The sequence below is a fragment of the Microbulbifer celer genome (assembly GCF_020991125.1).
Lineage (GTDB): Bacteria > Pseudomonadota > Gammaproteobacteria > Pseudomonadales > Cellvibrionaceae > Microbulbifer > Microbulbifer celer.
Genome location: NZ_CP087715.1, coordinates 1,584,923 through 1,609,868, shown reverse-complemented (window position 1 = coordinate 1,609,868; position 24,946 = coordinate 1,584,923). Strand labels below are relative to the sequence as shown.

The 24,946-nt window shown below is 59.0% G+C and carries 20 protein-coding genes; 15 read left to right on the top strand and 5 right to left on the bottom strand.

What is annotated here, in order from left to right:
• Positions 1 to 165: 165 nt before the first annotated feature.
• From LPW13_RS06755 to LPW13_RS06730, 6 genes are all read left to right on the top strand, one after another.
• Positions 166 to 1,386: an alginate export family protein gene (locus LPW13_RS06755; RefSeq protein WP_230438685.1), complete on the top strand. Its 1,221-nt coding sequence runs from the start codon at positions 166 to 168 to the stop codon at positions 1,384 to 1,386.
• 122 nt (positions 1,387 to 1,508) lie between these two features.
• A complete protein-coding gene (locus tag LPW13_RS06750) occupies positions 1,509 to 2,792 on the top strand; it encodes an MgtC/SapB family protein (RefSeq protein WP_230438684.1) in 1,284 nt (427 codons plus the stop codon).
• A 189-nt stretch (positions 2,793 to 2,981) separates the two neighbouring features.
• Complete coding sequence (locus tag LPW13_RS06745; protein ID WP_230438683.1) at positions 2,982 to 3,686, top strand: TVP38/TMEM64 family protein; 705 nt, start codon at positions 2,982 to 2,984, stop codon at positions 3,684 to 3,686.
• Positions 3,686 to 5,929: a hypothetical protein gene (locus LPW13_RS06740; RefSeq protein ID WP_230438682.1), complete on the top strand. Its 2,244-nt coding sequence runs from the start codon at positions 3,686 to 3,688 to the stop codon at positions 5,927 to 5,929. The genes LPW13_RS06745 and LPW13_RS06740 overlap by 1 nt, the downstream gene beginning before the upstream one ends.
• A complete protein-coding gene (locus LPW13_RS06735; RefSeq protein ID WP_230438681.1) occupies positions 5,926 to 7,209 on the top strand; it encodes a glycosyltransferase in 1,284 nt (427 codons plus the stop codon). Before LPW13_RS06740 ends, LPW13_RS06735 begins: the two co-directional genes overlap by 4 nt.
• Before the next feature lie 40 nt (positions 7,210 to 7,249).
• The gene (locus LPW13_RS06730; RefSeq protein WP_230438680.1) at positions 7,250 to 9,835 is read left to right on the top strand and encodes an endonuclease/exonuclease/phosphatase family protein; all 2,586 of its coding nucleotides are present in this window, start codon (positions 7,250 to 7,252) and stop codon (positions 9,833 to 9,835) included.
• 12 nt (positions 9,836 to 9,847) lie between these two features.
• On the opposite strand, the gene LPW13_RS06725 is transcribed toward LPW13_RS06730, so the two are convergent.
• Positions 9,848 to 10,420, bottom strand: a complete 573-nt coding sequence (locus LPW13_RS06725; protein ID WP_230438679.1) for a fused DSP-PTPase phosphatase/NAD kinase-like protein — start codon at positions 10,418 to 10,420, stop codon at positions 9,848 to 9,850.
• 136 nt (positions 10,421 to 10,556) lie between these two features.
• Between LPW13_RS06725 and LPW13_RS06720 the strand changes: the two genes are divergently transcribed.
• The 5 genes from LPW13_RS06720 to LPW13_RS06700 all read left to right on the top strand — a co-directional run bounded on the left by LPW13_RS06720 (position 10,557) and on the right by LPW13_RS06700 (position 12,716).
• Positions 10,557 to 11,237 (top strand): Bax inhibitor-1/YccA family protein, encoded by a 681-nt coding sequence (locus tag LPW13_RS06720; RefSeq protein ID WP_230438678.1) that lies wholly within the window; start codon positions 10,557 to 10,559, stop codon positions 11,235 to 11,237.
• An 84-nt stretch (positions 11,238 to 11,321) separates the two neighbouring features.
• Complete coding sequence (tusD, locus tag LPW13_RS06715; RefSeq protein WP_230438677.1) at positions 11,322 to 11,714, top strand: sulfurtransferase complex subunit TusD; 393 nt, start codon at positions 11,322 to 11,324, stop codon at positions 11,712 to 11,714.
• A gap of 3 nt (positions 11,715 to 11,717) precedes the next feature.
• Positions 11,718 to 12,077: a sulfurtransferase complex subunit TusC gene (tusC, locus tag LPW13_RS06710; RefSeq protein WP_230438676.1), complete on the top strand. Its 360-nt coding sequence runs from the start codon at positions 11,718 to 11,720 to the stop codon at positions 12,075 to 12,077.
• Position 12,078: 1 nt separating this feature from the next.
• Positions 12,079 to 12,360 (top strand): sulfurtransferase complex subunit TusB, encoded by a 282-nt coding sequence (gene tusB / locus LPW13_RS06705; RefSeq protein WP_230438675.1) that lies wholly within the window; start codon positions 12,079 to 12,081, stop codon positions 12,358 to 12,360.
• Between the two features lie 8 nt (positions 12,361 to 12,368).
• Positions 12,369 to 12,716, top strand: a complete 348-nt coding sequence (locus LPW13_RS06700) for a TusE/DsrC/DsvC family sulfur relay protein (RefSeq protein WP_230438674.1) — start codon at positions 12,369 to 12,371, stop codon at positions 12,714 to 12,716.
• A gap of 54 nt (positions 12,717 to 12,770) precedes the next feature.
• Here LPW13_RS06700 and LPW13_RS06695 read toward each other — a convergent pair whose 3' ends face one another.
• Positions 12,771 to 13,184, bottom strand: coding sequence for a secondary thiamine-phosphate synthase enzyme YjbQ (locus tag LPW13_RS06695; RefSeq protein WP_230438673.1), 414 nt, complete (start codon positions 13,182 to 13,184; stop codon positions 12,771 to 12,773).
• A gap of 91 nt (positions 13,185 to 13,275) precedes the next feature.
• On the opposite strand from LPW13_RS06695, the gene trmA reads away from it, so the two are divergent.
• Entirely contained in the window at positions 13,276 to 14,367 is a 1,092-nt protein-coding gene (trmA, locus tag LPW13_RS06690) for a tRNA (uridine(54)-C5)-methyltransferase TrmA (RefSeq protein ID WP_230438672.1), read from the top strand.
• 223 nt (positions 14,368 to 14,590) lie between these two features.
• Here the strand turns inward: trmA and LPW13_RS06685 are convergent, their stop codons facing one another.
• The 3 genes from LPW13_RS06685 to rmuC are packed head-to-tail and all read right to left on the bottom strand — an operon-like array spanning position 14,591 to position 17,400.
• A complete protein-coding gene (locus tag LPW13_RS06685) occupies positions 14,591 to 15,055 on the bottom strand; it encodes a DUF2489 domain-containing protein (RefSeq protein ID WP_230438671.1) in 465 nt (154 codons plus the stop codon).
• Entirely contained in the window at positions 15,052 to 15,996 is a 945-nt protein-coding gene (locus LPW13_RS06680; protein WP_230438670.1) for an AEC family transporter, read from the bottom strand. The genes LPW13_RS06685 and LPW13_RS06680 overlap by 4 nt, the downstream gene beginning before the upstream one ends.
• Positions 15,997 to 15,999: 3 nt before the next feature.
• Positions 16,000 to 17,400, bottom strand: a complete 1,401-nt coding sequence (gene rmuC / locus LPW13_RS06675) for a DNA recombination protein RmuC (protein WP_230438669.1) — start codon at positions 17,398 to 17,400, stop codon at positions 16,000 to 16,002.
• Positions 17,401 to 17,484: 84 nt separating this feature from the next.
• Between rmuC and murI the strand changes: the two genes are divergently transcribed.
• From murI to LPW13_RS06660, 3 genes are all read left to right on the top strand, one after another.
• Positions 17,485 to 18,321 (top strand): glutamate racemase, encoded by an 837-nt coding sequence (gene murI, locus LPW13_RS06670; RefSeq protein WP_268932685.1) that lies wholly within the window; start codon positions 17,485 to 17,487, stop codon positions 18,319 to 18,321.
• A 65-nt stretch (positions 18,322 to 18,386) separates the two neighbouring features.
• Positions 18,387 to 21,098, top strand: coding sequence for a PD-(D/E)XK nuclease family protein (locus LPW13_RS06665; protein ID WP_230438667.1), 2,712 nt, complete (start codon positions 18,387 to 18,389; stop codon positions 21,096 to 21,098).
• A 219-nt stretch (positions 21,099 to 21,317) separates the two neighbouring features.
• Positions 21,318 to 24,773 carry a UvrD-helicase domain-containing protein gene (locus tag LPW13_RS06660; RefSeq protein WP_230438666.1) on the top strand — a complete coding sequence of 1,152 codons (3,456 nt, stop codon included), beginning with the start codon at positions 21,318 to 21,320 and terminating at the stop codon, positions 24,771 to 24,773.
• The last annotated feature ends 173 nt before the right edge of the window (positions 24,774 to 24,946 follow it).

The following is a 24,946-nucleotide window of genomic DNA, read 5'->3' as shown; positions in this document are numbered from 1 at the left end:
ATTCCGCCAGTCTTATCCAGCTGTTTCTTGATCTGCAGCATCGCGCCAGTGGGTGCCAGTGAACCGCTGCCGGCAATTAAAAAGCTGCGTTTTGACGAAGATTACTCCGCATTACGCAACGCCCCTCCCGCGACCTGCTGGCCAGGATGCTGGAAATTTATCCCATTGGATAACTCCGGGGAGCGCTACCTCACACTCGGAGGCGAAATCCGGCAGCGCTATGAATACACCAACAACCCCGTGTTTGGACAGGATCCTCAAGACCCTCACGGTGTCTGGTTTCAGCGTTATTCCATACTGGCCGACTTCCACTGGCGGGACTATTTTCGGCTCTTTACCCAATTGAACAGCGCGCTGCAAAGCGGACGTGAGGGCGGCCCCAGTCCAGTAGATGAAAACAAGCTCGCGTGGCAGAACCTGTTTGTCGACCTCAAGATCCCCTCGGACAACAAGACATCCACGACACTTCGCACCGGGCGCCAGGAAATCGTGCTTGGCTCCGGCCGCCTGGTCGATGTCCGTGAAGGCCCCAACGTACGGCGGACATTTGATGGTGTCCGCGGTTTTCACATTCGCGACAAGCTTCGCTGGGATCTGGTGGCTGTGCGGCCACGTACCGATGAGCCCGGCGCATTCGACGATGAAACCAGTGACCGTTTCGCATTGTGGGGGGCATATGGCACCAGCGGCACCCCTTTTGGCTATCCGGGGAACCTGGACTTTTTCTATCTGGGCTTTGAGGATCGGGATGCGATCTACGCTCAGGGCGCAGGCCGGGAAATACGTCACTCCCTTGGGCTCAGAGCCTGGGGGGACCAGGGCAACTGGCGCTGGAACTGGGAGACGCTCTATCAGTTTGGCCGATTTTCCCGCAGCGATATTCACGCCTGGACGCTGGCCACAGAAACTGGCTACCGCTGGCGTGATCGAGCCTGGAAACCGGAGATACTCTTCAGTATCAATATTGCCAGCGGCGATACTGATGCCGAGGACAGAGAGCTTGGCACATTCAACCCCCTATTCCCCCGCGGCAACTACTTTTCTGAAGCGGCGGTTTTCGGCCCCCGCAACTTCTACAACTTTCATACTTTCATCAACCTGGTGCCCAGTACGGACTGGTCACTCACCGCGGATCTGAACTTTTTCTGGCGCCTGCAGACTGAAGATGGACTCTACAGCCCCAGTGGACAGATTATCCGCTTTCCGGAGGGTAGCAACCGTCACTTTGCCGCAACCACCCTTTCACTAACCGCTGAATACACCTTTTCCCGCGGTCTCGTCTTTACCGCCATTCACACCTTTGGTGTCCCCGAATCATTCCTGAAGGAAACGGGGCCATCATCCGATCTCAATTTCACTGAGCTCACTCTGCAATACAGGTTCTGAAACCTGAAAGCGTGTCATTACCGGCGAAAAGGCCTGCCAGCCAAAAAACACGGAAATTCTTCCGCCAGCGAAACATTGCGTTCGTGTCACGGCACCAATCTTAGCCAATACTGATTGGCAACATGAATAGCAACCTTGAAGACCCTGCGTCTCTTCCACCACTGGTCGATCTCGACAGCATCCTCTCTTTTGCCATCGCATTGGGGCTTGGTCTGCTGATCGGTCTGCAGCGTGAGCGCACAACAGATCGCCTGGGCGGAATACGCACTTTTCCCCTGATCGCGTTATTCGGCGCCCTTACTGCGCATTTGAGCCGCAACCAGGGAATGGAGTGGCTGTTGCTTGCCGGTGTTATCGCAATGACGGTTTTGATTCTGCTGGGTAATCTGGAACGTCTCAGAGGCAACGAGGAGAACAAAGGGATCACCACTGAAATCAGTGCCCTGCTGGTGTTTTTTCTCGGAGCTTTCCTGGTTCTGGGGGATAAAACGGTGGCCGTCACCCTGGGTGGAACCATCGCAGTACTTTTGCATTTCAAACCCGGAATGCATGCGTTTGCGAAGAAAATGTCTGAGAAAGATCTGCGGTCGATCATGCAGTTCACCGTCCTGTCACTGATTATCCTGCCGGTTCTCCCCGACCGCACCTTCGGCCCCTATGACGTACTGAACCCCTTCTCCATTTGGCTGCTGGTCGTATTGATTGTCGGTATTGGCCTCGGTGGTTATGCGGCTTACAAGTTTGTTGGCGCACGTGCCGGGACGCTCCTTAGCGGGATTATTGGCGGGCTGATTTCGTCCACGGCCACCACCGTGACTTATGCCCGCCTGGCGCGAACACAGCAGAAAGCTACCGGGCTGGCAGCGCTGGTCATACTGATTGCATCCACCAGCATGTTCATTCGAATGTTTGTGGAAATTGCCGTGGTGGCACCGCGGCAGACCCTGGCTCTGTGGCCGCCACTTATCCTGCTGTTCATGATCAGCATTGCAGTCTGTGCATTCGGTTACCTGCGGATTCGACAGCGGGAAAACACGATGCCGGAACCGAGCAATCCGGCGGAGTTGAAGCCGGCGCTGCTTTTCGGCGCTCTTTATGCCCTGGTCTTACTGGCGATTGCCGCAGCCGAGGAGTACTTAGGCAACCGCGGCATCTATGTGGTGGCCCTGATTTCCGGCTTTACCGACGTAGACGCCATAACGCTCTCTACCGCCAACCTCGCAGCGGCGGGCAGTCTGGAGGTAGATACCGCCTGGCGCGCGATGGTGATCGCGAGCCTCGCCAACCTGACGTTCAAAGTGGGCGCTGCCGGCTTTCTCGGTGGACTTTCATTGTTGCGCGGCGTAACAGCCCTGTTCGCCATCCCCTTCATCGCTGGCCTCGCGGTTTTATGGCTGTGGCCATAACGTCCCCGCTTTCATCTGCACTTAGTGGAATTAGATCGTGATCACTTATACCCATGAGAAATTAATCGCATCACGATGTCGACGCAGATGTCATTAACTTGACTAGTCTTAAGGGGTACAGCGTAGTCATACGGAATCGTCTTTGAGAATTCGGCCGTAGCAGAAGCCGGCCCAGCGGAACAATATGGCGTGAAGTATTCACCAATTTGGTTGCTTGTCATCTGCACCGCTGCCGTGGGCGCGGCGCTGGGCATCCTCCACTATTTCAACCTTGATGATGAAATCCTGCGTCTCCTGCAGTGGCTGGATACACTCGGCTGGCAGGCCGGTGTCTGGTTTATGCTGATCATCGCTGCCGCCATCGTATTCCTGCTGCCCGGCGTGGTCTTTACCATGGGTGCCGGGTTTGTGTTCGGCGTCGCGAAAGGCACCCTCTATGTGGTCCTGGGTACAGTGTTGGGCGCAGCCATCGCATTTCTCATCGCCCGCTATCTGTTCGGTCAACGCGTCTCCAACTGGGTACTTTCCAAGGTCCGCCCCCCAAATCTCGGGGAGATTCTGCGCGATGAGGGGTGGCGAATGGTCATGCTGACACGGATGGTGCCCCTGTTTCCCTTCAAGCTATCGAACTATTTCTTCGGGCTGACCCCACTGCGATTTCGCGATTTTGTTATCGGGAACCTGTTTGGGGTTATTCCCATCACCGTCAATAACGTCTACATCGGTTCCATCGCCGCGGATATCACCAGTATCGGTACCGCGCGCAACGCCCGGACACCGGTTGAGTGGACGCTGTATGGACTGGGCTTCCTGCTGGCGATCATCGCCATTATTGGTCTCACCCGGATGGCGCGGCGTGCACTGAAACAGAAAATCGACGAAGGAGACCTCTGATGCCGTGGATGAAATGGCTCCCCTGGCGGTTCTTCATACGCAGATTTGCGACAGCCCACGGATTTCTCGACCCGCTGACGGTAATGGCGCGGCTGCAACGGTTTGCAGAGCCTTCCGAAGTCAGTGAACCCATAGAGCTTCTGCGCGCCGGAGTGATTTTCCACGCCCGCGCGCTGATGAACAGCAAAGTCATCCAGCACAATCTCGATTGGGTTTGGCCCTATTGGATTGAGCGCCAGTTCGACCCTTCAGATATCTCATTTATTCCTCGGGCATTTTCCATTACCCACTGTAACCTGAGCCATCGCAATTGGACCGCAGTAGGAGTGCCGGGTAGTGAGGAAATGCCCGTCGTAGACCCCCGTGGCCTGTTGACCCCGCACTACGACAGCTGGTCGATTGACTGCTGGATCATCGGCGATGACGGCAGTGCCCTTTACCCTTCACAGATAGACGACCTGGACCAGTCACTGGAATTCGAAGACGGGGTGGCCATCCGCACTACCAGCGAAAACGCGGGCGCCAAATTGACTACCCGGGTCTGGGCCGAGCTGACAGAACAGAACAACAACTGCCTGCTGCATCTGCGCGGAAGCCACGCGGCCGGTGGTTGGCTTGTTGTGTCGCTACGCCCCTGCAATCCGGAAGGGGTGGCGCTGGTACACAAAGTGACCCTGAACAATAACCGCAATCAATGGCTCGTGGATGGCGCTGACAAGATCCTGTTCGACCGACCGATTGACCGGCACCACGCTTCCGATTATCGACGCGGCGACATTTCCCTCTACCTGCGCGATGAGAGCAACGAAACCCACGCCGAATGCGAAGTCGGTATGGCCACTGCGGCGGCACTGTTCCGTATGGCGCCAGGGGAAACGGTGGATACGCTGGTGACAATCCCCCAGCACAGCAAGCTGAACAGCCGCAATGCGCGGTCCAGCTGGCAAGACAATCTGGACAGTCACTGCAAAATGACGGTACCGGACAGCGAAATGCAGTTTCTCTACGATGCTGCCGTGCGCACGCTGATACTGCACTCTCCACACGATGTGTATCCCGGCCCTTATACCTACAAGCGCTTCTGGTTTCGGGATGCCGCATTCATGATCCAGTCTCTGTTGCATGCGGGCCTGCTCGAGCGCGCCGAGCGTGCGCTGGAGCGCTTTCCTTCACGGCAGAAGCGCAACGGCTATTTCCATTCACAGGATGGAGAATGGGATTCCAATGGCGAAGCGCTCTGGATACTCGACCAGTTCTGTCGCACGACCGGCCAGAAGCTGAAAGCCGAGTTTCTGGACCCGGTGCTACGCGGTACCCAGTGGATCCACAACAAGCGCCGCCCCAAAGACGGCAGTCGCACCGGGGGGCTGCTACCAGCGGGCTTCAGTGCCGAACACCTCGGGCCCAACGATTGTTACTACTGGGATGACTTTTGGGGTATCGCGGGCCAGCATTCCGCCGTCGCCATCTGTCAACGGGAGTCACATCCACAAGATGCCGAGACGTTCCAGAGTCAGGCCGACGACTTTATGCTCACGGTTGACGAAAGTCTGCGCCAGTGCCAGGAGAGGCTTGGCCGCCCGGCCATGCCCGCCTCCCCCAACCGCCGCCTGGACGCCGGGGCAATTGGCTCCATTGCCGCGGGCTACCCGCTGAAACTTTTCCCCGAAAACGATCCAAGGCTGTTGGATCTGGTGGAATTCCTGATGGAAAAATGCTTTGTCTCCGGTGGTTTTTTCCAGGATATGATCCACTCCGGAATCAACGCCTATCTTACGATTCATGTTGCCCAGGTCCTACTGCGCGCGGGCGACCGCCGCTGCATTGACCTGATGCGCAACGTCGCCAAGCTCGCCTCCCCCACTGGCCAGTGGCCTGAAGCCATTCACCCGCATTCATTCGGTGGTTGTATGGGCGACGGCCAGCATGCCTGGGCTGCGGCAGAGTGGGTCACCATGCAGCGCAATTGCTTCGTGCGTGAGGAAGGCGATGTATTGATACTGGCCTCTGGCCTGCCGGAAGAATGGCTGCGAGATAGCAATGCGCAAGAACCCATCCAATTCGGCCCGGCGCCCACGCATTTTGGCCCCATTTCTATCGAGATCACGCCCGGGAAGAAACCCCGTATCAGCTGGTCCGCGCGCTGGCATGGCGCGGCGCCCACCATTGAAATCCGCGCTTTTGGCTTCAAGACTGTTGAAGCATCGCAAGATGCGGAAATGATGGAGCTACAGAGTCTGTGAACATCGTTATGCTGACGAATACCTACCTGCCCCACGTGGGCGGCGTAGCGCGCTCGGTGGAAGCATTCACCCGCGAGTACCGGAAACGTGGACACAAAGTGCTTATTGTCGCGCCTGAGTTTTCGCAGAAAATTCCAGATGAGCGCGACGTGGTGCGCATTCCCGCGATACAGAATTTCAACGGCAGCGACTTCTCCGTCGCCCTGCCATTATCTGGCGAGCTCACGGAGCAACTGGATTTCTTTGAACCCGATATTGTCCATGCGCATCATCCATTCTTGCTCGGCATGTCAGCATTGCGCATAGCACGCAGCCGCGAGCTGCCGCTGATCTTCACTCATCACACGCTGTACGAGCGCTACACTCACTATGTGCCGGCGGATTCCGAAGCGCTTAAACGGTTTGTCATCGAGCTGGCGACCCGCTACGGCAACCTGGCCAGCACGGTATTTGCGCCCAGCGAAAGTGTCGCCGAACTCCTGCGAGAGCGCGGGGTGAAATCTCCTATTGCCGTGGTGCCTACCGGTGTGCAGCTGGAGAACTTCCAGGACGGCGACGGCACCGCCGTGCGAATGCAATACGGCATTCCGGATTCCGCGTTTGTAATCGGGCATCTCGGTCGGCTCGCAGAGGAAAAGAATCTCGGCTTCCTTTCCCACAGCGTGCTGGAAATTCTGCAGCGCAACCCGCAATGCCATTTCCTGATTGTCGGCGATGGCCCTTCGCGACGCGCGATGGAATCCCTGTTTGTCGAGCACGAGCTGGAAAGACGCACGCATTTTACCGGCACCTTGCAAGGCGAGTCGCTGCGCAATGCCTACTCCGCCATGGATCTGTTCGCCTTTGCCTCTACCAGTGAGACGCAGGGCATGGTGCTTACAGAAGCCATGGCCGCAGGCGTACCCGTCGTAGCGCTGGATGCCAGTGGCTGTCGCGAGGTGGTGGAAGATCGCATCAATGGCCGCCTGGTGCTCCCGCACACAGAACGCGCCATGATCGAGGCCCTGCAGTGGGCAGTGGACCTCGATGACAATAGCCGATCCGCGCTAATGCGCGAAGCATTGAAAACAGCCAACGCCTACTCCATGGAAAGCTGCGCTGCAGCTGCGTTGGATCACTACCAGTCTCTGGTTCACCAGCACTGTCCGGTAGATGCCTCACTGTATGCGCAGTGGATGCGCCTGCGCAATATGATTGGCGCCCAGTGGGAAATTCTTGAGGGTGTCACCAGTGCTGCCAGTGCGGCATTTGATCACCCACACAAAAACCATCACCACTAAATTCTGTTTTGGAAACCCTCAGGAGTAAGAGCAACCCGATATGTTGACTCGCATTGAGAGCACCCTGCGTCGCTGGCGACGGCGCATCAGCCGCAGTGAATGGCTGGCGCGTATGCTCAAGTTGCAGATCAACGAGCGCGCCCCAGATGCACCAGCGCTGGTGCTGATCCAGGTTGACGGCCTCGCGCGGCCCCAATTGGACCGCGCCCTGGCCGACGGCAAAATGCCCTTCCTGAAAAAACTCATCGAGCGCGAACATTACCACCTGGACCATATGTATTCCGGCGTTCCGGCAACCACGCCAGCGGTACAGGCGGAGATTTTCTACGGTGTGAAAGCGGCGGTACCGGCCTTCGGCTTTATGTCCACCGACTCCCAGGAAATGCTGCGGATGTACGAAGCCAAAGCAGCTACTCAGGTGGAGCAGAAGCTCAAAGATACGGGCCACGAGCCCCTGCTGAAACACGGCAGCTGTTACGTCAGTCTGTTCAGCGGCGGCGCCGAATTTGATGATGCACACTACTGCGCTGCCACCTACGGCTGGGGAAACAGCCTTAAACAGGCCGGTCCGTTGGCGCTGCTGGTACTGCTGCTGGCGAATATCTGGAGCCTGATTCGCACCGGTGGCCTCGTAGTGCTGGAGTTGATTCTGTCACTGGTGGATTTCGTGCGCGGTATCCACCGCGGTCAGGACTTTATGCGGGAGCTGATGTTCATTCCCACGCGCATCGCCATCACCATTTTGTTGCGGGAGCTGTCTACCGTCGGCGTAAAAATCGATATTGCCCGCGGGCTACCGGTCATCTATGTCAACTTTCTGGGGTACGACGAGCAGTCCCACCGCCGCGGCCCCAGCTCCGCATTTGCCCACTGGACCCTGAAAGGTATCGACGATGCCATCGCCAGGATCTGGCGCGCCGCACACCGTTCTTCGCGGCGACATTACGACGTCTGGATCTATTCCGATCACGGCCAGGAAGACAGCATTCCCTACGAAACGCTGCATGGGAAACCGCTGGCAGACGCGATTTGCGATGCTCTCAATAGCCTGCCCAAAAGTCCCAGTGGTTATCGCGCCGCCGGCCGCGAGGGTCTGCAGTTACAGCGTGTACGTTTGTTCGGCGGCCAATGGGTACAGAAGTTGTTTCCTATCCGTACCCACGAGCAGCAGGAGGAAGGCGAAAGCCCGATGGCGCTGTCCGCCATGGGACCGTTGGCTCTGCTGTACAACATTCATCTCAATGGCACTGACCCGGCCAGGATCGCCCAACTGATCGTCGAGCAGACCAAAGTGCCGATGATTCTGTATCAGGAAAAGAACCCGGCGGAAGGCACCAAACCCCGGGTGCTCGGCTGGTGGCGTGACGGCCCCTTCGAGCTCCCGAAAGATGGCCACAAAGTACTTGGCTCCGATCACCCGTTTACCGACGAGGCAGCGGAAGACCTGGTCAACCTCGTGCGTCATCCAGACTCGGGAGATTTCGTGATCAGCGGATGGTGCGCCGGCAGTAAAAGTATCACCTTTGCTATCGAAAGCGGCAGCCACGGGGGCGCCGCGCCCAATGAAACCCACGCCTTCGCCCTGATGCCTGGGGATATTCACCTCCCTGATCATTTATCCGGCAACACCAACGGACACTGGCGGCCAAAGGATATCCGCGATGCGGCGCTCGCATTCCTGAAAGCGCAACCGGCGCAGAAACTCAAATCACCGCCGGCAATTTCGGTGCTGGACAAGCGCTCCCCACCGCCCTCTACCGCTCAGGCTGCATCAGAAGAACCGAGCGCGCGCGTCGAGACCGCCCCCACCTCCAGCGCGCACACACGGTCATCAAAAAAGGACGGCAACCATTGCCCCCGCCGCAAACTACGGGTGATGACGTACAACGTGCACATCTGCGAAGGCGTGGACGGCAAGCTGTCTCCGGAGCGCATTGCCCGTGTGATTGCCCGATACTCGCCGGATGTGGTGGCGTTGCAAGAAGTGGATGTTCGCCGTCAGCGCACCGGCGGCGTGGATCAGGCCCAGCAGATCGCGCGGTTGTTATCCATGGACTGCCACTTCCAGCCGGCGATGCATCTGGAGGACGAACGCTATGGAGATGCCATCCTATCACCCTGGCCACTGCGCCTGATCAGGAAAGACATTTTACCCGGCCCCTCTCCCCGCTCGCGCCAACACGGTCGCGCAGAGCCGCGCGGCGCCCTGTGGGTGGAAGTGGACTTTCACGGCACCAGGGTGCAGGTATTCAACACGCACCTGGGGCTCTCTAAAGGGGAGCGGATGCGACAGGTGGAAGCATTGCTGGGCGCAGACTGGATAGACAATCCCGAGTGTCACCGCCCGAGAATACTGGTAGGCGACTTCAATGCACTGCCCGGCTCTACAGAAATTCGGCGATTGACCAGCGTGCTCGACGACGCGCAGCTGAAACTTCCCGGCCACAAGCCACTTGGGACTTTTTTCAGCCGCCTGCCCAAGGCCCGGATTGACTATGTATTCATCGACCCGGAACTGGCGGTACATGGCGTTCACGTGCCCCGCAGCGAGCTGACCCGCCTCGCGTCGGACCATCTGCCGTTGATTGTCGACCTGAAAGTCCCGGCACCGGACGCCGATCGATAGTCACTGTCCAGCTCAGCAGCAGGATTCCGCAAATGTCCGCACCTGAGCCTCTCTGGAAGGCCGCATGCCCGCGGTACGACCTTCCTCGATGGCGATCTCCAGCGGAATCCCCTGCTGCAGCCTGTAGATGGCCCAGGCAGTACCGACGCGATTGCCGGAGGCACAGTGAATCAAAACCGGCCTGTTACCACTGTCAGCGAGAATTTCCGCCAACGTCTGAATCTGCTCATCTGACGGCCGCCCTTTCGCCACAGGAAGGTTCACATAGTGCATACCCGTGGCTTCTACCGCCGTCTTTTCTTCCGCGGTGCCCTCTTCCGGCGTGCGCAGGTCGATAATGGTCTTGAACCCTTTCGCCTTGAGCTGGGGGATTGCGGAGAGATCCAGGGTGCCGCCGGTGGCAATATGTGGGCGCAGGCGATTGTAATTGGTGACTTCCGCCCCCATATTGTCCCCGAAGGGCACCTCTTTGGCATCGCCGCTGGCACCCTCTTCGGCAACCACCGAAAGCCACGGTATGACCAGTACGAGAAAAAGGAGTGCGGCCCAGGGGCCGCCGGCGATCGGCTTGTGCTGCAAATTCATTTCGGTCCCTCCCAGAGAAAGCACCATTTTGCCCTAAATATTTTGGAATCGTCGAACCCGCCGCCTACTTGATGGTCAAACAAGGTGGTTATATGATTCCGTCAGGTTTGATTTTAATCGCTAGCAGGAGACGCTAATGCAACCCAATGTTTACACACAGTCCCGAGCGCTGGACCGCTCGGAATCCGCCAAAGTACTGCGCAATACCTACGCGCTGCTGGCAATGACTGTCCTGTTCAGTGCAGTCACTGCTGGTATTTCCATGGCCGTCGGCATGCCTCGTGGCCTGAGCCTGATCTGCTCCATCGCCGCCATCGTGCTGGTATGGTTCGTTCTGCCGCGCACCGCCAACTCTGCGGCGGGCGTAGGTGTGGTATTCGCGTTTACCGGCCTGCTGGGTGCCTCTCTGGGCCCGATGCTGAACCACTACGTAGGCCTCGCCGGCGGCGGCCAGATCGTAATGCAGGCGCTCGGCACCACCGCGCTGATCTTCTTTGCTCTGTCTGCCTACGTGCTGACCACCCGTAAAGACTTCAGCTTTATGGGCGGCTTCCTGTTTGTCGGCCTGATTGCGGTATTGGTCTGTGCCCTGGCACTGGTAGTTGCCAGCTTCTTCGGCGTTCACATGCCGCTGGCCAGCGTTGCCCTGAGTGGCGTGATTGCCCTGCTGTTCTCCGGTTTCATCCTGTATGACACCAGCCGTATCGTGAACGGCGGTGAGACCAACTACATCATGGCCACCACCTCGCTGTACCTGAACATCCTGAACCTGTTCACCAGCCTGCTGCACATCTTCGGTTTCGCTTCCGACGACTGATCAGCTCGCTGAGCAAGTTCACACAGTGCCCCGCCCTGCGGGGCATTTTTTTATCCGTGCAACCCCTCAGGTCATCGACACGCCATGCAGTTCACCCTCGTCGTCTACGGCGCCCCCCACGGGTCACAAGGTGCAGCCACCGCGCTGCGCTTTGCCCGCGCGGTGCTCACTTCCGGCCACGGTATCTACCGGGTGTTCTTCTATGCAGACGGCATCCACAACGGCAGCGCCCTCACCGCTCCCCCCCAGGATGAGCAGGATCTACTCGGCCAGTGGCAGGATCTGCAACAGCAGCACCAGCTGGATCTGACCGTGTGCATTGCCGCCGCGCAGCGCCGTGGTGTATTGAGCGAGAGTGAAGCGTCCCGGCTGGAAAAGCCCGCCGCCAACCTCGCCGAAGGGTTTGAACTCGCGGGCCTCGGCCAACTGGCGGAAGCCGCTGCGCTGAGTGACCGCATCGTGACGTTCGGAGGTTAAAGCGTGGCCAAATCCATTCTCGCACTCTGCCGCCACGCCCCCTACGGCAACGCGCTTGCCCGCGAGGGCCTGGAAGCGGTACTCGCCTGCGCCGCGATGGATCAGGTGCCGGAAGTGCTGTTTATCAACGACGGGGTATTCCAGTTGCTGGAGCAAAAACCGGACAGGATCAACGAAAAGAACCTGCGCCGAAACCTCCAGGCGCTGCCCATGTTCGGCGTAGAGACCCTGTATCTGTGCGAACGCAGCCTGGTGTCCCGCCGCATTGATCCAGCAGAGCTGGACATCCCCGGCGCCGAATTGAAATTGGTGCAAGACACCGGCCAGTTTATTGCCGGGTTCAATCAGGTATTGAGCTTTTAAGATGACACTGCATATCGTCAATCAATCGCCCCACGCCGGGAACGCACTCAACGACTGCCTGCAAGCCTTCCACCAAGGCGATGTACTGCTGTTGATCGAAGATGGCGTCTACGCGGCACGTGGCGCAACGCTGACCGGACTGCCACAAAATGCGGCCTACTGTCTGAGTGCCGATGCAGAGGCGCGCGGGATTACCATTGATCCATCCATCAGCGCCATTGACGACGCCCAGTGGGTAGACCTCTGTACCCAACACAACCCGATTGTCAGCTGGTTCCGGTGACACAGACGATGACCAACCCTGAGAAAGCCCTGGAAATAGACGGCCGTAAAATCCCCCTGGACAAAGAAGGCTTCCTGCGCAATCTGGACGACTGGAGTCCCGAAATCGCGGAAGCAATTGCCGCACAGGAAGGCATTGAACTGACCCCGGATCACTGGGATGTCATCCGTCTGTTACAGGCGTTTTACCGCGAGTTCGAACTCTCTCCTGCCATGCGCCCGCTGGTTAAATATGTCGGCCAGCATCTGGGCGCGGATAAAGGCCGCAGTATCTTTCTGATGCAGCTGTTCCCGCCCAGCCCCGCCAAGATTGGCAGCAAGATCGCCGGTTTGCCCAAGCCCACTAACTGTCTGTAACGCCTGCCATCGTCATTCCGGCGCAGGCCGGCATGACGGGTTTGTGCGCCGGGATTACTGTGTCAAATTCACAATCACCCGTCGCTTGCCGCGATGGTGTCTGTGCTCCCAGAGGTAGATCCCCTGCCAGGTACCCAGCGCCAGACGACCATTCATCACCGGAATACTCAGGCTGGATGCCGTCAGCGCCGCCTTGATGTGGGCCGGCATGTCGTCTGGCCCTTCCATGGTATGGGTATACAGCGGATCATTTTCCGGTACCAACCGGTTCAGCCAGTTTTCCAGATCCACCCGCGCGCTCGGGTCGGCGTTCTCCTGAATCAGCAGGCTGGCGGAGGTGTGCTGGATAAACAGCGTGCACAGGCCATCACCGCCATAACTCTGACCGGTCAGCCAGCGCTCTATTTCACCGGTAAACTCGTGCAGCCCCTGGCCGCGCACTAGTATTTCCAGCTGTCCTGTGGCCATAAGCACACTCCCTCCGCGTAAACATTTAACTACAGGCCGCTTCCGCTATAATCCGCGCCCCGATCTATTTCCCAATTGTACGGCTCAACACATGGCACTTCACCGCGTAAACACCGACGACTACCAGCAGCAACTGGACCAGAAGGTAGACCGCCTGCGCGAGGCGTACGCGCCCTTTACCAATCTGGAGCCGGAAGTCTTCCCCTCCCCGCCCAGCCACTACCGCCTGCGTGCGGAGTTCAAGATGTGGCAGGAGAAAGGCCGCGTGGACTATGCCATGTACAAACAGGGCGAATACAAAAAGCCGTTTGTGATCGACGAGTTTACCGTGGGCTCCGCGCGGATCAACGAACTGATGCCACCACTGCTGGAAGCCATCAACCAGAGCGAGATCCTGCGCAAACGCCTGTTCTCCTCCGAGTTCCTCACCACCCTGAGCGGCGATGCACTGATCACCCTGATCTACCACAAACCACTGGATGAAACCTGGGAAGCCGAAGCCCGTGCACTGCAGACACAACTGGGCGTGCCAATCCTGGGCCGCTCGCGCAAGCAGAAGCTGGTACTGGAGCGAGACTATGTGATCGAGAAGCTGGATATTGACGGCCGTACTTACGAGTACAAACAGGTCGAGGGCAGCTTTACCCAGCCCAACGGCGAGATCTGCCGTTCGATGATCCGGTGGGCGAGAAGCTGTTGTGAAGAGACGCAAGACCGGGATCTGCTGGAGCTCTACTGCGGCAACGGCAATTTCACCATTCCGCTGGCGAACAAATTCCGCAAAGCGCTGGCGACGGAAATCTCCAAGGTTTCCGTCAACTCCGCACAGGACAACATTGCCGCAAACAGCGTGGAGAACCTGGATATCGTGCGCCTGTCCAGTGAGGAATTCACCCAGGCCATCGACAAAGTCCGCCCCTTCCGTCGCCTGAAAGAGTTCGATCTGGATAGTTACGATTTCTCAACCGTATTGGTAGACCCACCCCGTGCCGGGCTGGATGCAGACACCTGCGCGATGATCGCGCGCTTTCCGCGGATTCTGTACATCTCCTGCAACCCGCAAACGCAGCTTGAGAATCTGGAAGAATTGACCAAGACCCACAAAGTGGAGCGGTTTGCGATTTTTGACCAGTTTCCCTATACAGATCACACCGAGTCTGGGGTGTTGTTGATCAGGAAATAGTAGTACTGGATCCCGGATCAAGTCCGGGATGACATGGGGCTAAGGTATTCAGAAGCTACAGATGCCGATGCGAAGGTGTCGCTGCCGGGTACAGTCTTGTGAGACCTTCTAAAACAGGGATGTTTTAGACGAGTCCCCAGAGATGGGTTAAGAGGGGGCGCCTAGCTCGTGTCTCACAAGGCTGTACCCGGCAGCGGCACCGCCACCGGACGAAAACCAAACCTCAGAAGTTACGTCCCAGAATCCGCTTCGCCGCATCCAGCGCAAAATCCCGGTACTCGGATTCCACCCGCGCCATATCTTTCTCAAACGCGAACTGCTCCTTGCGGGAAAGCTTTTTCCACTCTCCCAGAATCGGAATATGGTTGGTCTGTTCCGCAATCTGGTAAAAAGCCACAAACTCCTCTTTCACCGCAGGCTCCACCTGCAGCGAATCCAGTAAGACGCGAATCCGCAACGAAGCCTCAGTGAGCCCAACACCATCATCCAGCAACGTCTTGGCAATAATCTGGATACTGTTATTCACCCGCTCCCGCTGCTCCTCCGCAGCCGTTTCCAGCTCCGCCAACTGCCGTTTCTGTCGCTTTTGCGCCTTGTGCAGCGCCAGGCTGTAATAAGTGGCCACCGCAGAAAGTGCGACGATAATCAATGCTGCGATCAACACGATCCAGACGGGTACTTCAGTCATGGGAGATATACCTTCAACAGCGCCAGCCCGAGACTGGCGGTAACGATCGAAAATAGCGTACTAATGGCAATAATATTCGCTGCCAGCTGGCTGTTGCCACCGAGCGCGCGGGCCATGATAAACGAGGCGGACGCCGTAGGCGTAGCCGCGAGCAGAAACAGGATGGCCATGGCCTGCCCATCCAGCTGAAACAGGAACCCCACCCCGAGCAGTACCAGCGGCACCGCGAACAGTTTGAATCCACTGGCTACAAACGCGCCAAATGAACTGCGGCGGAGCATACTGAGATCCAGGCTGGCACCGATACACAACAGCGCCAGCGGCAGAGTTACCGAGGCCAGATAATCCCCGGTCTGCACGATCATCTGCGGCAGTTTGAGGCCCACGCCCTTTGCGATCAACGCCAGCACGATGGCCACAATCAGCGGATTGCGCAGAATATCCACGCCCAGTTTCTTCCAGCTGAACCTGGCTTTCTGGCTGTACACCGCAAACAGTGACACAGCGGCGACGTTATAGAAAATAGTGATCACCGCCATCAACAGCGCGGCCTGGGCAAGCCCGTGGGGGCCGTAGGCATTGGCCGCCCAGGCAAGGCCGATAATGCCCAGGTTGCCGCGAAAAGCCCCTTGGATAAACGCACTGCGATCGCCGTATTCGAGTGGCCTTGCAAACACCCAGGCCAGCGGCACCGTCAGTACGGTACCGATCAGCCCCGCCAGCAACAACGGCCACTCGTCACCCAAGCGGGCGTCAGAGCCAAAGATGTTGAAAAACAACAGCGCCGGCAGGGTCACCAGGAAAACGAGCTTGGATGCATCGTCCACAAAAGAGTCACTGAGCAGCTTTACCCGCGCCAGCCCGTAGCCCACCAGCAGGGTAAGAAAAATCGGCGCAGTAACCGAGAGCGCAAAAGAAAAGGTTTCAGCGACGGCGTCCAAGGATTATTCCGCTTCGCTTTCCGTGGATACTTCATCTTCCACAGAATCCTCGGCATCGGGCCCGGGCAATTTGTGGCTGTCTTCGGCTTTTTCCCGCAGGTCCGCGGCAATCTGTTTGCGGGTCTTGGCTCCGAGCTTGCGCAGGCTGTCGATCCGTTTCACCGCATTGCCGCGGCCGGTGGCCAGACGTTTGTAGGTTTCCTGGAAGGCCTCGTCCGCCTGGCGGATACGGCTGCCGAGATTGTCGAGAGACTCCAGCACCAGGGCAAACTGGTCGTGCAGTTTGCCCGCCTCCGCAGCGATCTTTTCCGCGTTCTTGTTCTGCTTTTCGTAGCGCCAGATATTTTCCACAGTGCGCAGTGTGGCCATCAGGCTGGTGGGGCTCACCAGCACAATCTGTTTCTCATAGGCAAAGCGGAACAGCTCCGGATCAGCCTGCATCGCCAGCATGTACGCTGCCTCGATGGGTACGAAGATGAATACAAAATCCAGCGTGCGCACCCCTTCCAGCTGCTCGTAGGCTTTCTTGTTGAGGCCGGTGATATGGGCGCGCAGAGAGTTCACGTGTTGCTTCAGGGCCTGTGTGCGCTCCTCGTCGGTCTCCGCGGAAGCATAGCGTTCGTAATCCACCAGCGAGACCTTGGAATCGATGATCAGGTCCTTGTTCTCCGGCAGGCGCACGATCACATCCGGCTGGCGGCGGCGGCCGTCGCTGGTAAACGAGACCTGGGTTTCGTACTCGCGCCCCTTCTGCAGGCCGGACTCTTCCAGCAGGCGCTCCAGTACCACCTCGCCCCAGTTGCCCTGAATCTTGCGGTCGCCCTTGAGAGCGGAAGTCAGATTCAGGGCCTCGTCACTGATGCGCTGGGTCTGCTCCCGCAGCGCCTTGATCTGCCCCATGAGGCTGCCGCGCTCGCGGTTTTCCTGATCGTAGACATGCTCTACCCGCTTGCGGAAATCCCCCAGCTGACGCTCCAGCGGGTCCAGGCTCTTGCGCAGACTGTCTTCGCTGCGGCGCACAAACATCTGCTGCTTCTCTTCGAAGATGCGGTTGGCAAGATTCTCGAACTGCTGGGTCATGGCCGTGCGGGTCTGCTCCAGCTGTTGCTTCTGCTCCGCCAGCGAGGCTTCGCTTTTCTCCACCAGCACCTGATAGCGCGCCAGTTGCTGGGACTTGCTGGACACCTCATCCCGCAGATGCTGGATCTCCAGCTCCTGCTGCGCTTCCCGCTCGCTGGCACTTTGCAGCCGCGCATCCAGCACCTGCTGCTCCGCCTGTAAAGACCGCAACTGACCGACCAGACGCGCCCTGCCCGCCCAGAACACCAGCAGCAACAGCGCCAGCAGCACTACGCCGGCGAGGATCGACTGTTCAAGGGAGATCTGCAGGGGGAACCAGGTCATAAAAAATCACTTAAACTTATTACAGAGCGCCGGCTGGGGTATCCTTTGCCGTTCGCAAATCCGCTTCGGGAGACAGCCTGTTACATGCCATCAGGAAGCCGCCATTCTAACAAGGCACCCTCTGTATTGATATTCGATTCAGGGGTGGGAGCCATCAGCATCGCGCGGGAGATCCGCCGTCAGATCCCCGGCCTGACGTTGCATTTCGGCATCGACAATGGCTTCTATCCCTACGGCACAAAATCCGAGGAGATGCTGCGCCCGCGTATTGTCGAGGTGGCCAGCACCATGATGGCCACGTGCGAGGCCGATATATTGGTGGTGGGCTGTAACACCGCCAGCACCCTGGCATTACCGCCACTGCGAGAAGTACTCAAGCAGCCCGTAGTCGGCGTGGTGCCCGCCATCAAACCCGCCGCCGCCGGCAGCCGCTCCGGCACCATCGCACTGATCGCCACCGAGGGCACCGTCAACCGTCACTACACCCGTGAGCTGATCGACCAGTTTGCCAATGGTCATCAGGTGATCAATGTGCCGGCACCGGAACTGGTGGCGCTGGCGGAAGCCAAGCTCCGCGGAGAGCACATCAGCGCCGCCGATCTGGCGCCGGTGATCGAACGGATTTTTGATGCCCCCGGCGGTGATATCGTCGACACCGCGGTACTCGCCTGCACCCACTTCCCGCTGTTGCGCGAGGAGCTCGCCGCGGCTTCCCCACGCGCCCTTACCTGGCTGGATTCCGGCGATGCCATTGCCCGTCGCGTACGCTGGTGGCTGGATGAACTGGATATCACATTGCCGAACACGCCTGACAGCAGCCAGTTACTCACCAGCAGCGACGACCATCGGGAAACCATCCTCCGCGCCTTTTCCGAGTTCACCCCGGATTACCGCAGTGCCGTTATCCCGGTTAGACTGTGACATCGACGGCGCGCTCACGCCCTACCACGATGCAACAAACACAACGCAAATAACCAGACGTCTCCATGCTGCAACCCGCATTCCCCCTGCTGCACATTCTCGACCAGCTGCCCGAGGGCGGTCTGCTGCTCACACCCACCAACCGCCTGCGCAACCGCTGCCAGCAGGTGTTCGGCACCAGCCAGCAGGCGAATAAAAACTGGGCGCCGCCGGCCGTGGAATCCCTGCAGGGCTGGCTGGATACACTCTGGTTTACACTGCAGCAGAAACAGTGGCAACCGGCCATGTGCAGGGTACTGAACCGCGAGCAGCGGCAACTGCTGTGGCAGCAGTGTGTGGAAGACACGCTGGACAAAGGGCTGATCAACACCCAGCTGCTCGCCGGCAATTGCGACACGGCGCTGTCGCAACTGATTCAGTGGCTGAAAGTTGAAGACCTCACAGCCGCCGACGAAGCGCTGGCACCACACTGGGAAAAGATCGGTCTGCAGGCAGGCGACTATCCGTTGTTCCAGGTATTACCGCTGTTCCAGCAACAGTTGCAACAGCGCAACGCCATCACCCCGGACCAGCGCGACCTGCTGATCGCGCGCGCGTTTGACGAAGGGCAACTTGCGAAATTGCCGCAGATATCACTCGCGGGCTTCGTGCAGAATTCCCCTCTCACGGATCGCATCTTTGCCAGCGCTACAGAATCGCTGCAGCGCTATCCTATTCCGGAAAAAGACCAAGCGAAGATCCAGGTTGCACGTTGCCACAATCTGGAAGAAGAACTGCAACAGGCCGCGCGCTGGGCCGCGCAAAAGCTCGCGCAGAATCCGGACAACAGTGTCGGTATTGTGGTGAACAACCTCGGCCAATGCCGCCCCCTGGTGGAACAGGTATTTGCCCGTGTTCTGGAACCCCAGTGGCTGGCCCCGGCGCAAGCGGCCTATACCCTGCCATTTAACTTCTCAGCCGGTACCCCGCTCGCCAAGACCCCGGTAGGTGCCGCCACCCTGCAGTTACTGGAAACCCTGCGCGACAAATTCGATTACAGCCAGTTACGCAATCTGCTGTTCTCGCCATTCTGGGGCGACGACAGCAACGAGGAACAACACCTGCGCAGCGCCCTCTTTCGCCGTCTGCAAAAACAGGAGTTACGGGAAGTCCCCGGCAATATCCTGTGCACCTGCACGGAAAAGCTCGCCAGCGAGATCGCCCCGGAAAGTCCCCTGCCCGCACAGCTGAACCAACTCGGGGAGTGGGCCCGGCGCTGGCAGCGCGCGCCGGCAGAAATCTGGGCGCAGCGCTTCTCCGAACTGCTCGCGCGCCTGCAATGGCCCGGCAAGCGCAACCCCAACAGTCAGGAATACCAGCAGCTTATGCTGTGGGAACAGGCACTGGAAAACTTCGCCGGCCTCAATGAATTCACCGGCAGCCTACCGCTTTCCAAAGCATTGCAATTGCTGCGACAGATCGCCAGCCGCACCCCGTTCCAGGCAGAGACCCGCGACGGCCCGCTGCAGATTCTCGGCGTACTGGAAGCCGGCGGCCTCGCCTTTGATCACATCCGCCTGGTAGGCTTCGGCCAGCAGCAGTGGCCACCGCCCCCATCCCCCAATCCCATGCTGCCGGTACAGTGGCAGAAAGACTGGGAAATGCCCCGCGCCAGTGCCGAGCGAGAACTCAAGCTCGCCCAGGAACTGACCCAGGACCTGATGAACGCCAGCAGCGAAATCGTCGTCAGCTACGCCTGCGAAGAAGACGGCGTCGGCCAATCCCTCAGCGCTCTGTTCGGCGCTCCACAACCCGCCGAACAGCTGGGCCAGGACGCCATCAGCGATTTTTACCAGGCACTGGAAAATGGCCCGACTCTGGAACAGACCGACGACCGAGAACTGCCCCCACTCAGCCCCGCAGACTGCGCCCAGGTCCGCGGCGGCGCCGGTGTACTCAAAGCCCAGGCCCTGTGCCCGCTCAACGCCCAACTGCGCTACCGCCTGGGGGCCGAAGAGTTCTCCGAGCCGGGCCTCGGCCTCAGTGCCGCGGAACGCGGTAACCTGATCCACGAAATGCTCGCCGCCTTCTGGCTCAATTGCGAAAACTCGCAAAACCTCGCCGCGATGGGCGACGAACAGCGCAACCTGCAAATCAGTAGCAGCATCGACACCGCCATCGGTCGCCTCAAGAAAAAACACCCGGAACTCCCCGAAGCCTTCTGGGCCCTGGAACAAACCCGGCTCAAAACCATCTTCGACCAATGGCTCCCCCTGGAACAGGCACGTCCGGCTTTCACCGTCAGTCAGGTGGAATCCGAACTCACCGTCACTCTACAAGGCCTCACCTTCACATTGCGCCTCGACCGACTGGATACCCTCGTCGATGGCGAACAACTGGTGATCGACTACAAAACCGGCCAGACCTCACTCAGCGACTGGCTACAGGCGCGCGTCCGCGAACCCCAGCTTCCCCTCTACGCCCTCTTCCACCCGCAGGCCAAAGCCATCGCCTTCGGTGGGGTAAAAAACGGGGACTGCAAATACCAGGGCTGCGGCGAACTCGCCCAGCCCATCAACGGCATCAAGCTCGTCGCTGACGCGCAGAAAGGCGCTTCAAAACAACAGGAACCGGAGATCGTGCACTGGGACCAGTTGAAACAACACTGGCAGCAGGCACTCGAAGGCCTCGCCGACGAGTACCGCACCGGCCAGGCCCCGCTGATTTTTGATCGCCCGGCAGACAACGAAAACCAGAAATCCCTCTGGCCGTTAAACCGCTGGCCGGAAAGACAGTAAGAACTGAAGGCTAACCGTAGCTACGCAGTAGCAATGTAAAAATCGAAGGCAAAGTGCCGGGTATAGGTTTTCAAGAGCGTCGGCGACAGGGACGTCGCCGACGCAGCGTACAGGGATGTATCCATAGCGGTCTTGAAAACCTATACCCGGTGCTTTGCCGCCACCGGACCAAGTTCCGACCACCGTGGTACCGGGGCCCGACACTGAAGACCTGACGAAATGACAAACGCGGCAAACACAAACACCCCAGTAGACGCCGAGCAACGAAAAGAAGCCCTGGACATTACCCAGAGCTTTGCCGTCTCCGCGCCCGCCGGCTCCGGCAAAACCGGCCTGCTTACCCAGCGCCTGTTAAAACTCCTCAGCGCCTGCCAGCAACCAGAAGAAGTTCTCGCCATCACTTTCACCCGCAAAGCCGCCGGCGAAATGCGCGAACGCCTTCTCGACGCACTACTGGATGCCCGCGACAACCCCGAACCGGAAACCCCCCACGCCAGAATCACCTGGCAACTGGCCCGCAACCTGTTGGCCCACGACCAGCAACACCAGTGGCACCTGCTGCAAAGCCCGCAACGCCTGCGTATCCAGACCATCGACGGCCTCTGCCGCAACATCGCCAGCCAACTGCCCATCGACAGCGGCCTCGGCGCCCCCGGTGAACCACTGGATCAGCCCGCCATCGCCTACGAAATGGCCATCGCCAACCTGCTGAAAAAACTTGAACAGGAACAACTGGACGAAGACCTCGGCCGCCTGCTGCTGCACCTGGACAACAACCTGCCAGAAGTCAGCGACTTGCTGAAAACCTTGCTGGAAAAACGCGAACAGTGGCTGGAGCCGCTGCTCTCGGTCCATAACTCCGAGGCAGAAGACTACTTCACCTTCGTCATCGAAGAACTGATCGAACAGCAGCTGACCGCATTCCAGAATAGCCTCGGCACCTTCGCCGGAGAACTGCTGCAACTGGCGGACTACGCCGGCAACAACCTGCAGAAAGAAAAGCCGGAACATATTGTCAGCAACCTCGCCGGCATCAGCGCCCTCCCCCCCTGTAGTGATCAAGGGCTACCACAGTGGCTGGCACTGGCGGAACTGCTGGCCACCGGCACAGGCACTTTTCGCAAGTCCGTCACCAAAACCATCGGCTTTCCAGCGGCAGACAAGAAGTCTCCTGATCCGGAGCGGGCAAAGGCGCAGAAAGAGCGCATGACCGCACTGCTGGAAGACATCAGGGACAACACAGAACTACTGCAGATCATTGCCGAAGTGCGCACCCTGCCCGCCGGCATGAGTGACAGCCAATGGCAGATTCTCAGATCCCTCGCGCGCGTTCTGCCGCTACTGGTCGCGGAACTGAAACTGGTATTCCAGCAACTGGGCAGCACCGATTTCACCGAAATTTCCCAGGCCGCACTGGTTGCCCTCGGAGACAGCGACGCCCCCACGGACGTCGCACTCAAGCTGGACGTACAGATTCAGCATATTCTGGTGGACGAATTTCAGGATACCTCCCAGCTGCAGCTGGAACTGTTGCATAAACTCACCGCCGGCTGGGAACCCGATGACGGGCGCAGCCTGTTTATCGTCGGCGACGGCATGCAGTCCTGTTACGGCTTCCGCAACGCCAACGTGGGGATCTTTCTCGACGCGCGCAACGAAGGCATCGGCGAACTAGCCCTGACGCCACTCAACCTGCAGGTCAACTTCCGCTCCAGCACCGCAGTAGTGGACTGGGTCAATCACACTTTCCTGCGCGCCTTCCCGCCGCGGGACAATATCAGCCGCGGCGCGGTGCGTTATCTGGATTCCGTCGCCTTCAAGCCCCGCAGCTGGGACGGCGAACCGGTCAGTTTTTACGGCTGTGTGGATGACAGCGAACGCCTGCAGGAAGCGGAACAGGCGGTGGAGATCATTCAGGGCCTGCAAGCCAAAGCGCCAGAAGACAGCATCGCGGTACTGGTGCGCAACAAAAAACACCTGCAACAAATCCTGCCCGCACTGACCCGTGCCGGTATCGCCTACCAGGCCCAGGACCTGGCGCCACTGGCCAGTAAAATGGTGGTATTGGACCTGTTGAGCCTGACCCGCGCCTTACAGGACCCGAGCGACCGCATCAGCTGGCTCGCCATCCTGCGCGCGCCCTGGTGTGGCCTGTCACTGCCCGACCTGTACGCCGTGGCCAATCACAACATTGAAGAGCAAAGCCCCCGCGATCCCAAGTTGGCACCGATCCTCAATACCCTGCGTGACCTCGATGCCGTAGAACCCCTCAGTGAAGCCGGCCGTCAGCGCCTGCAACGCTGTGCACCACAGTTGCTGCAATGCTGGCAGGAACGCGGACGCAAACCTTTACGGGTGTGGGTCGAAGGCCTGTGGCTCGCCCTCGGTGGCCCTGCCACCGTTGCGGACAAACGCGAATTGAGTAACGCCGCCGACTTTTTCCAGCTGCTGGAAAAATACGATCAGGGCGGCAGTATCAGTGACTGGCCTGCGTTCGAACAGGCACTGGAAAAACTCTTCGCCCGCCCCACCCAGGAAGCGCGGGTACAGGTAATGACCATTCACAAATCCAAAGGCCTGGAGTTCGATCACGTACTGATCCCGGGCCTCGACAAATCCGGCGGCGGCGGTGGCAGCGATCAGCTACTGCGCTGGTGTACCTGGCTCAACAGCGACGCGGATACCCGCTTTCTGCTCGCCCCCAAAAGCCCCCGCAGCGGTAAAGACCCGCTGTACGCCTACGTCAAACACGACAACAGTGAACGGGAACGCCTGGAAGGCACGCGCCTGCTCTACGTCGGCTGCACCCGCGCAATCCACTCCCTGCACCTGCTGGCGTGTGTGAAATCCTCGGACAAGAAAAACGAAGATTTCAAAGCTCCCGGCAGCGCTTCCCTGCTGGCCAGCATCTGGTCCACCGTGCTGGAAAATAGTGAAAGCCCCTGGTGCCACTGGCTGGAAGCAGAGGCCCCCGCACAACAGGCGGAGGTACAGGACCGCAGCTACCTGCTGCACCTGCCGCAACAATGGCAAACGCCGGCACACCCGCGCCAGGAATATCTCGCCCGCTACCGCATGGGAGACTTTCACCGGAAGGACGACGAGGAAGCCAACCTGCCGGAACTTGGCCAGGTACATCAACGCTGGTACCGCCACGCCGGCACCGTCGCCCACGAGACACTGGCAACCCTCACCGAATCTCCCGAACGACTGGCTACCGCGCCAGATCAATTGATGCAGGAGCTCACTCCCCTGTGGCAATTGCGACTGACTCAGGCCGGGCTGAACGGCGGCACGCTGGAGAAGGCATTGGAGAAGGTGGAACAGTCCGTATTGCGCACCCTCAACTGCGAGACCGGCCGCTGGCTACTGGACGCCAACCACCAGGACAGCGCCGCAGAGCTGGAACTCCACAGCGGCGGCCGCGAGCTGCGTCGCAATATTGTCGATCGCACCTTCATTGATGCTGAAGGCACCCGCTGGATCATCGACTACAAAACCGCAGAACCCGCCGCAGAGGAACCACTGGAGACCTTCATCGAGCACCAGCTGGAAAAGTACCGCGGCCAACTGGAAAACTACCGCCGCCTGTTCTACCAGCGCGGAGAAAGATCCATCCGCTGCGCCCTCTATTTCCCGCTACTGCAGCACTTGGCCGAGCTCCCCGCTCAGTAAAAACACAGAGGGTTAGGCATCCATAGGGTGGGCAGTAAGCGCAGCGCACCCACCATCCTATCCACCCCTAAACCACCGGCCACATGCGCAAAACTGTCCTCAACACACCGAGAGGGCGCGAACAAACTATGCGCGTAGCACCGAAACTGGTGACACCTAAAACTGTTTCAAAT

What these genes read in the sequence shown, in the direction of transcription:
- murI (WP_268932685.1), top strand. Translation starts at nt 17,485, where the DNA reads ATGCCATCAGGAAGCCGCCATTCTAACAAGGCACCCTCTGTATTGATA.
- LPW13_RS06700 (WP_230438674.1), top strand. Translation starts at nt 12,369, where the DNA reads ATGACCAACCCTGAGAAAGCCCTGGAAATAGACGGCCGTAAAATCCCC.
- tusB (WP_230438675.1), top strand. Translation starts at nt 12,079, where the DNA reads ATGACACTGCATATCGTCAATCAATCGCCCCACGCCGGGAACGCACTC.
- LPW13_RS06660 (WP_230438666.1), top strand. Translation starts at nt 21,318, where the DNA reads ATGACAAACGCGGCAAACACAAACACCCCAGTAGACGCCGAGCAACGA.
- rmuC (WP_230438669.1), bottom strand. Translation starts at nt 17,400, where the DNA reads ATGACCTGGTTCCCCCTGCAGATCTCCCTTGAACAGTCGATCCTCGCC.
- LPW13_RS06665 (WP_230438667.1), top strand. Translation starts at nt 18,387, where the DNA reads ATGCTGCAACCCGCATTCCCCCTGCTGCACATTCTCGACCAGCTGCCC.
- LPW13_RS06750 (WP_230438684.1), top strand. Translation starts at nt 1,509, where the DNA reads ATGAATAGCAACCTTGAAGACCCTGCGTCTCTTCCACCACTGGTCGAT.
- LPW13_RS06730 (WP_230438680.1), top strand. Translation starts at nt 7,250, where the DNA reads ATGTTGACTCGCATTGAGAGCACCCTGCGTCGCTGGCGACGGCGCATC.
- LPW13_RS06725 (WP_230438679.1), bottom strand. Translation starts at nt 10,420, where the DNA reads ATGAATTTGCAGCACAAGCCGATCGCCGGCGGCCCCTGGGCCGCACTC.
- trmA (WP_230438672.1), top strand. Translation starts at nt 13,276, where the DNA reads ATGGCACTTCACCGCGTAAACACCGACGACTACCAGCAGCAACTGGAC.
- tusD (WP_230438677.1), top strand. Translation starts at nt 11,322, where the DNA reads ATGCAGTTCACCCTCGTCGTCTACGGCGCCCCCCACGGGTCACAAGGT.
- LPW13_RS06740 (WP_230438682.1), top strand. Translation starts at nt 3,686, where the DNA reads ATGCCGTGGATGAAATGGCTCCCCTGGCGGTTCTTCATACGCAGATTT.
- LPW13_RS06695 (WP_230438673.1), bottom strand. Translation starts at nt 13,184, where the DNA reads ATGGCCACAGGACAGCTGGAAATACTAGTGCGCGGCCAGGGGCTGCAC.
- LPW13_RS06720 (WP_230438678.1), top strand. Translation starts at nt 10,557, where the DNA reads ATGCAACCCAATGTTTACACACAGTCCCGAGCGCTGGACCGCTCGGAA.
- LPW13_RS06685 (WP_230438671.1), bottom strand. Translation starts at nt 15,055, where the DNA reads ATGACTGAAGTACCCGTCTGGATCGTGTTGATCGCAGCATTGATTATC.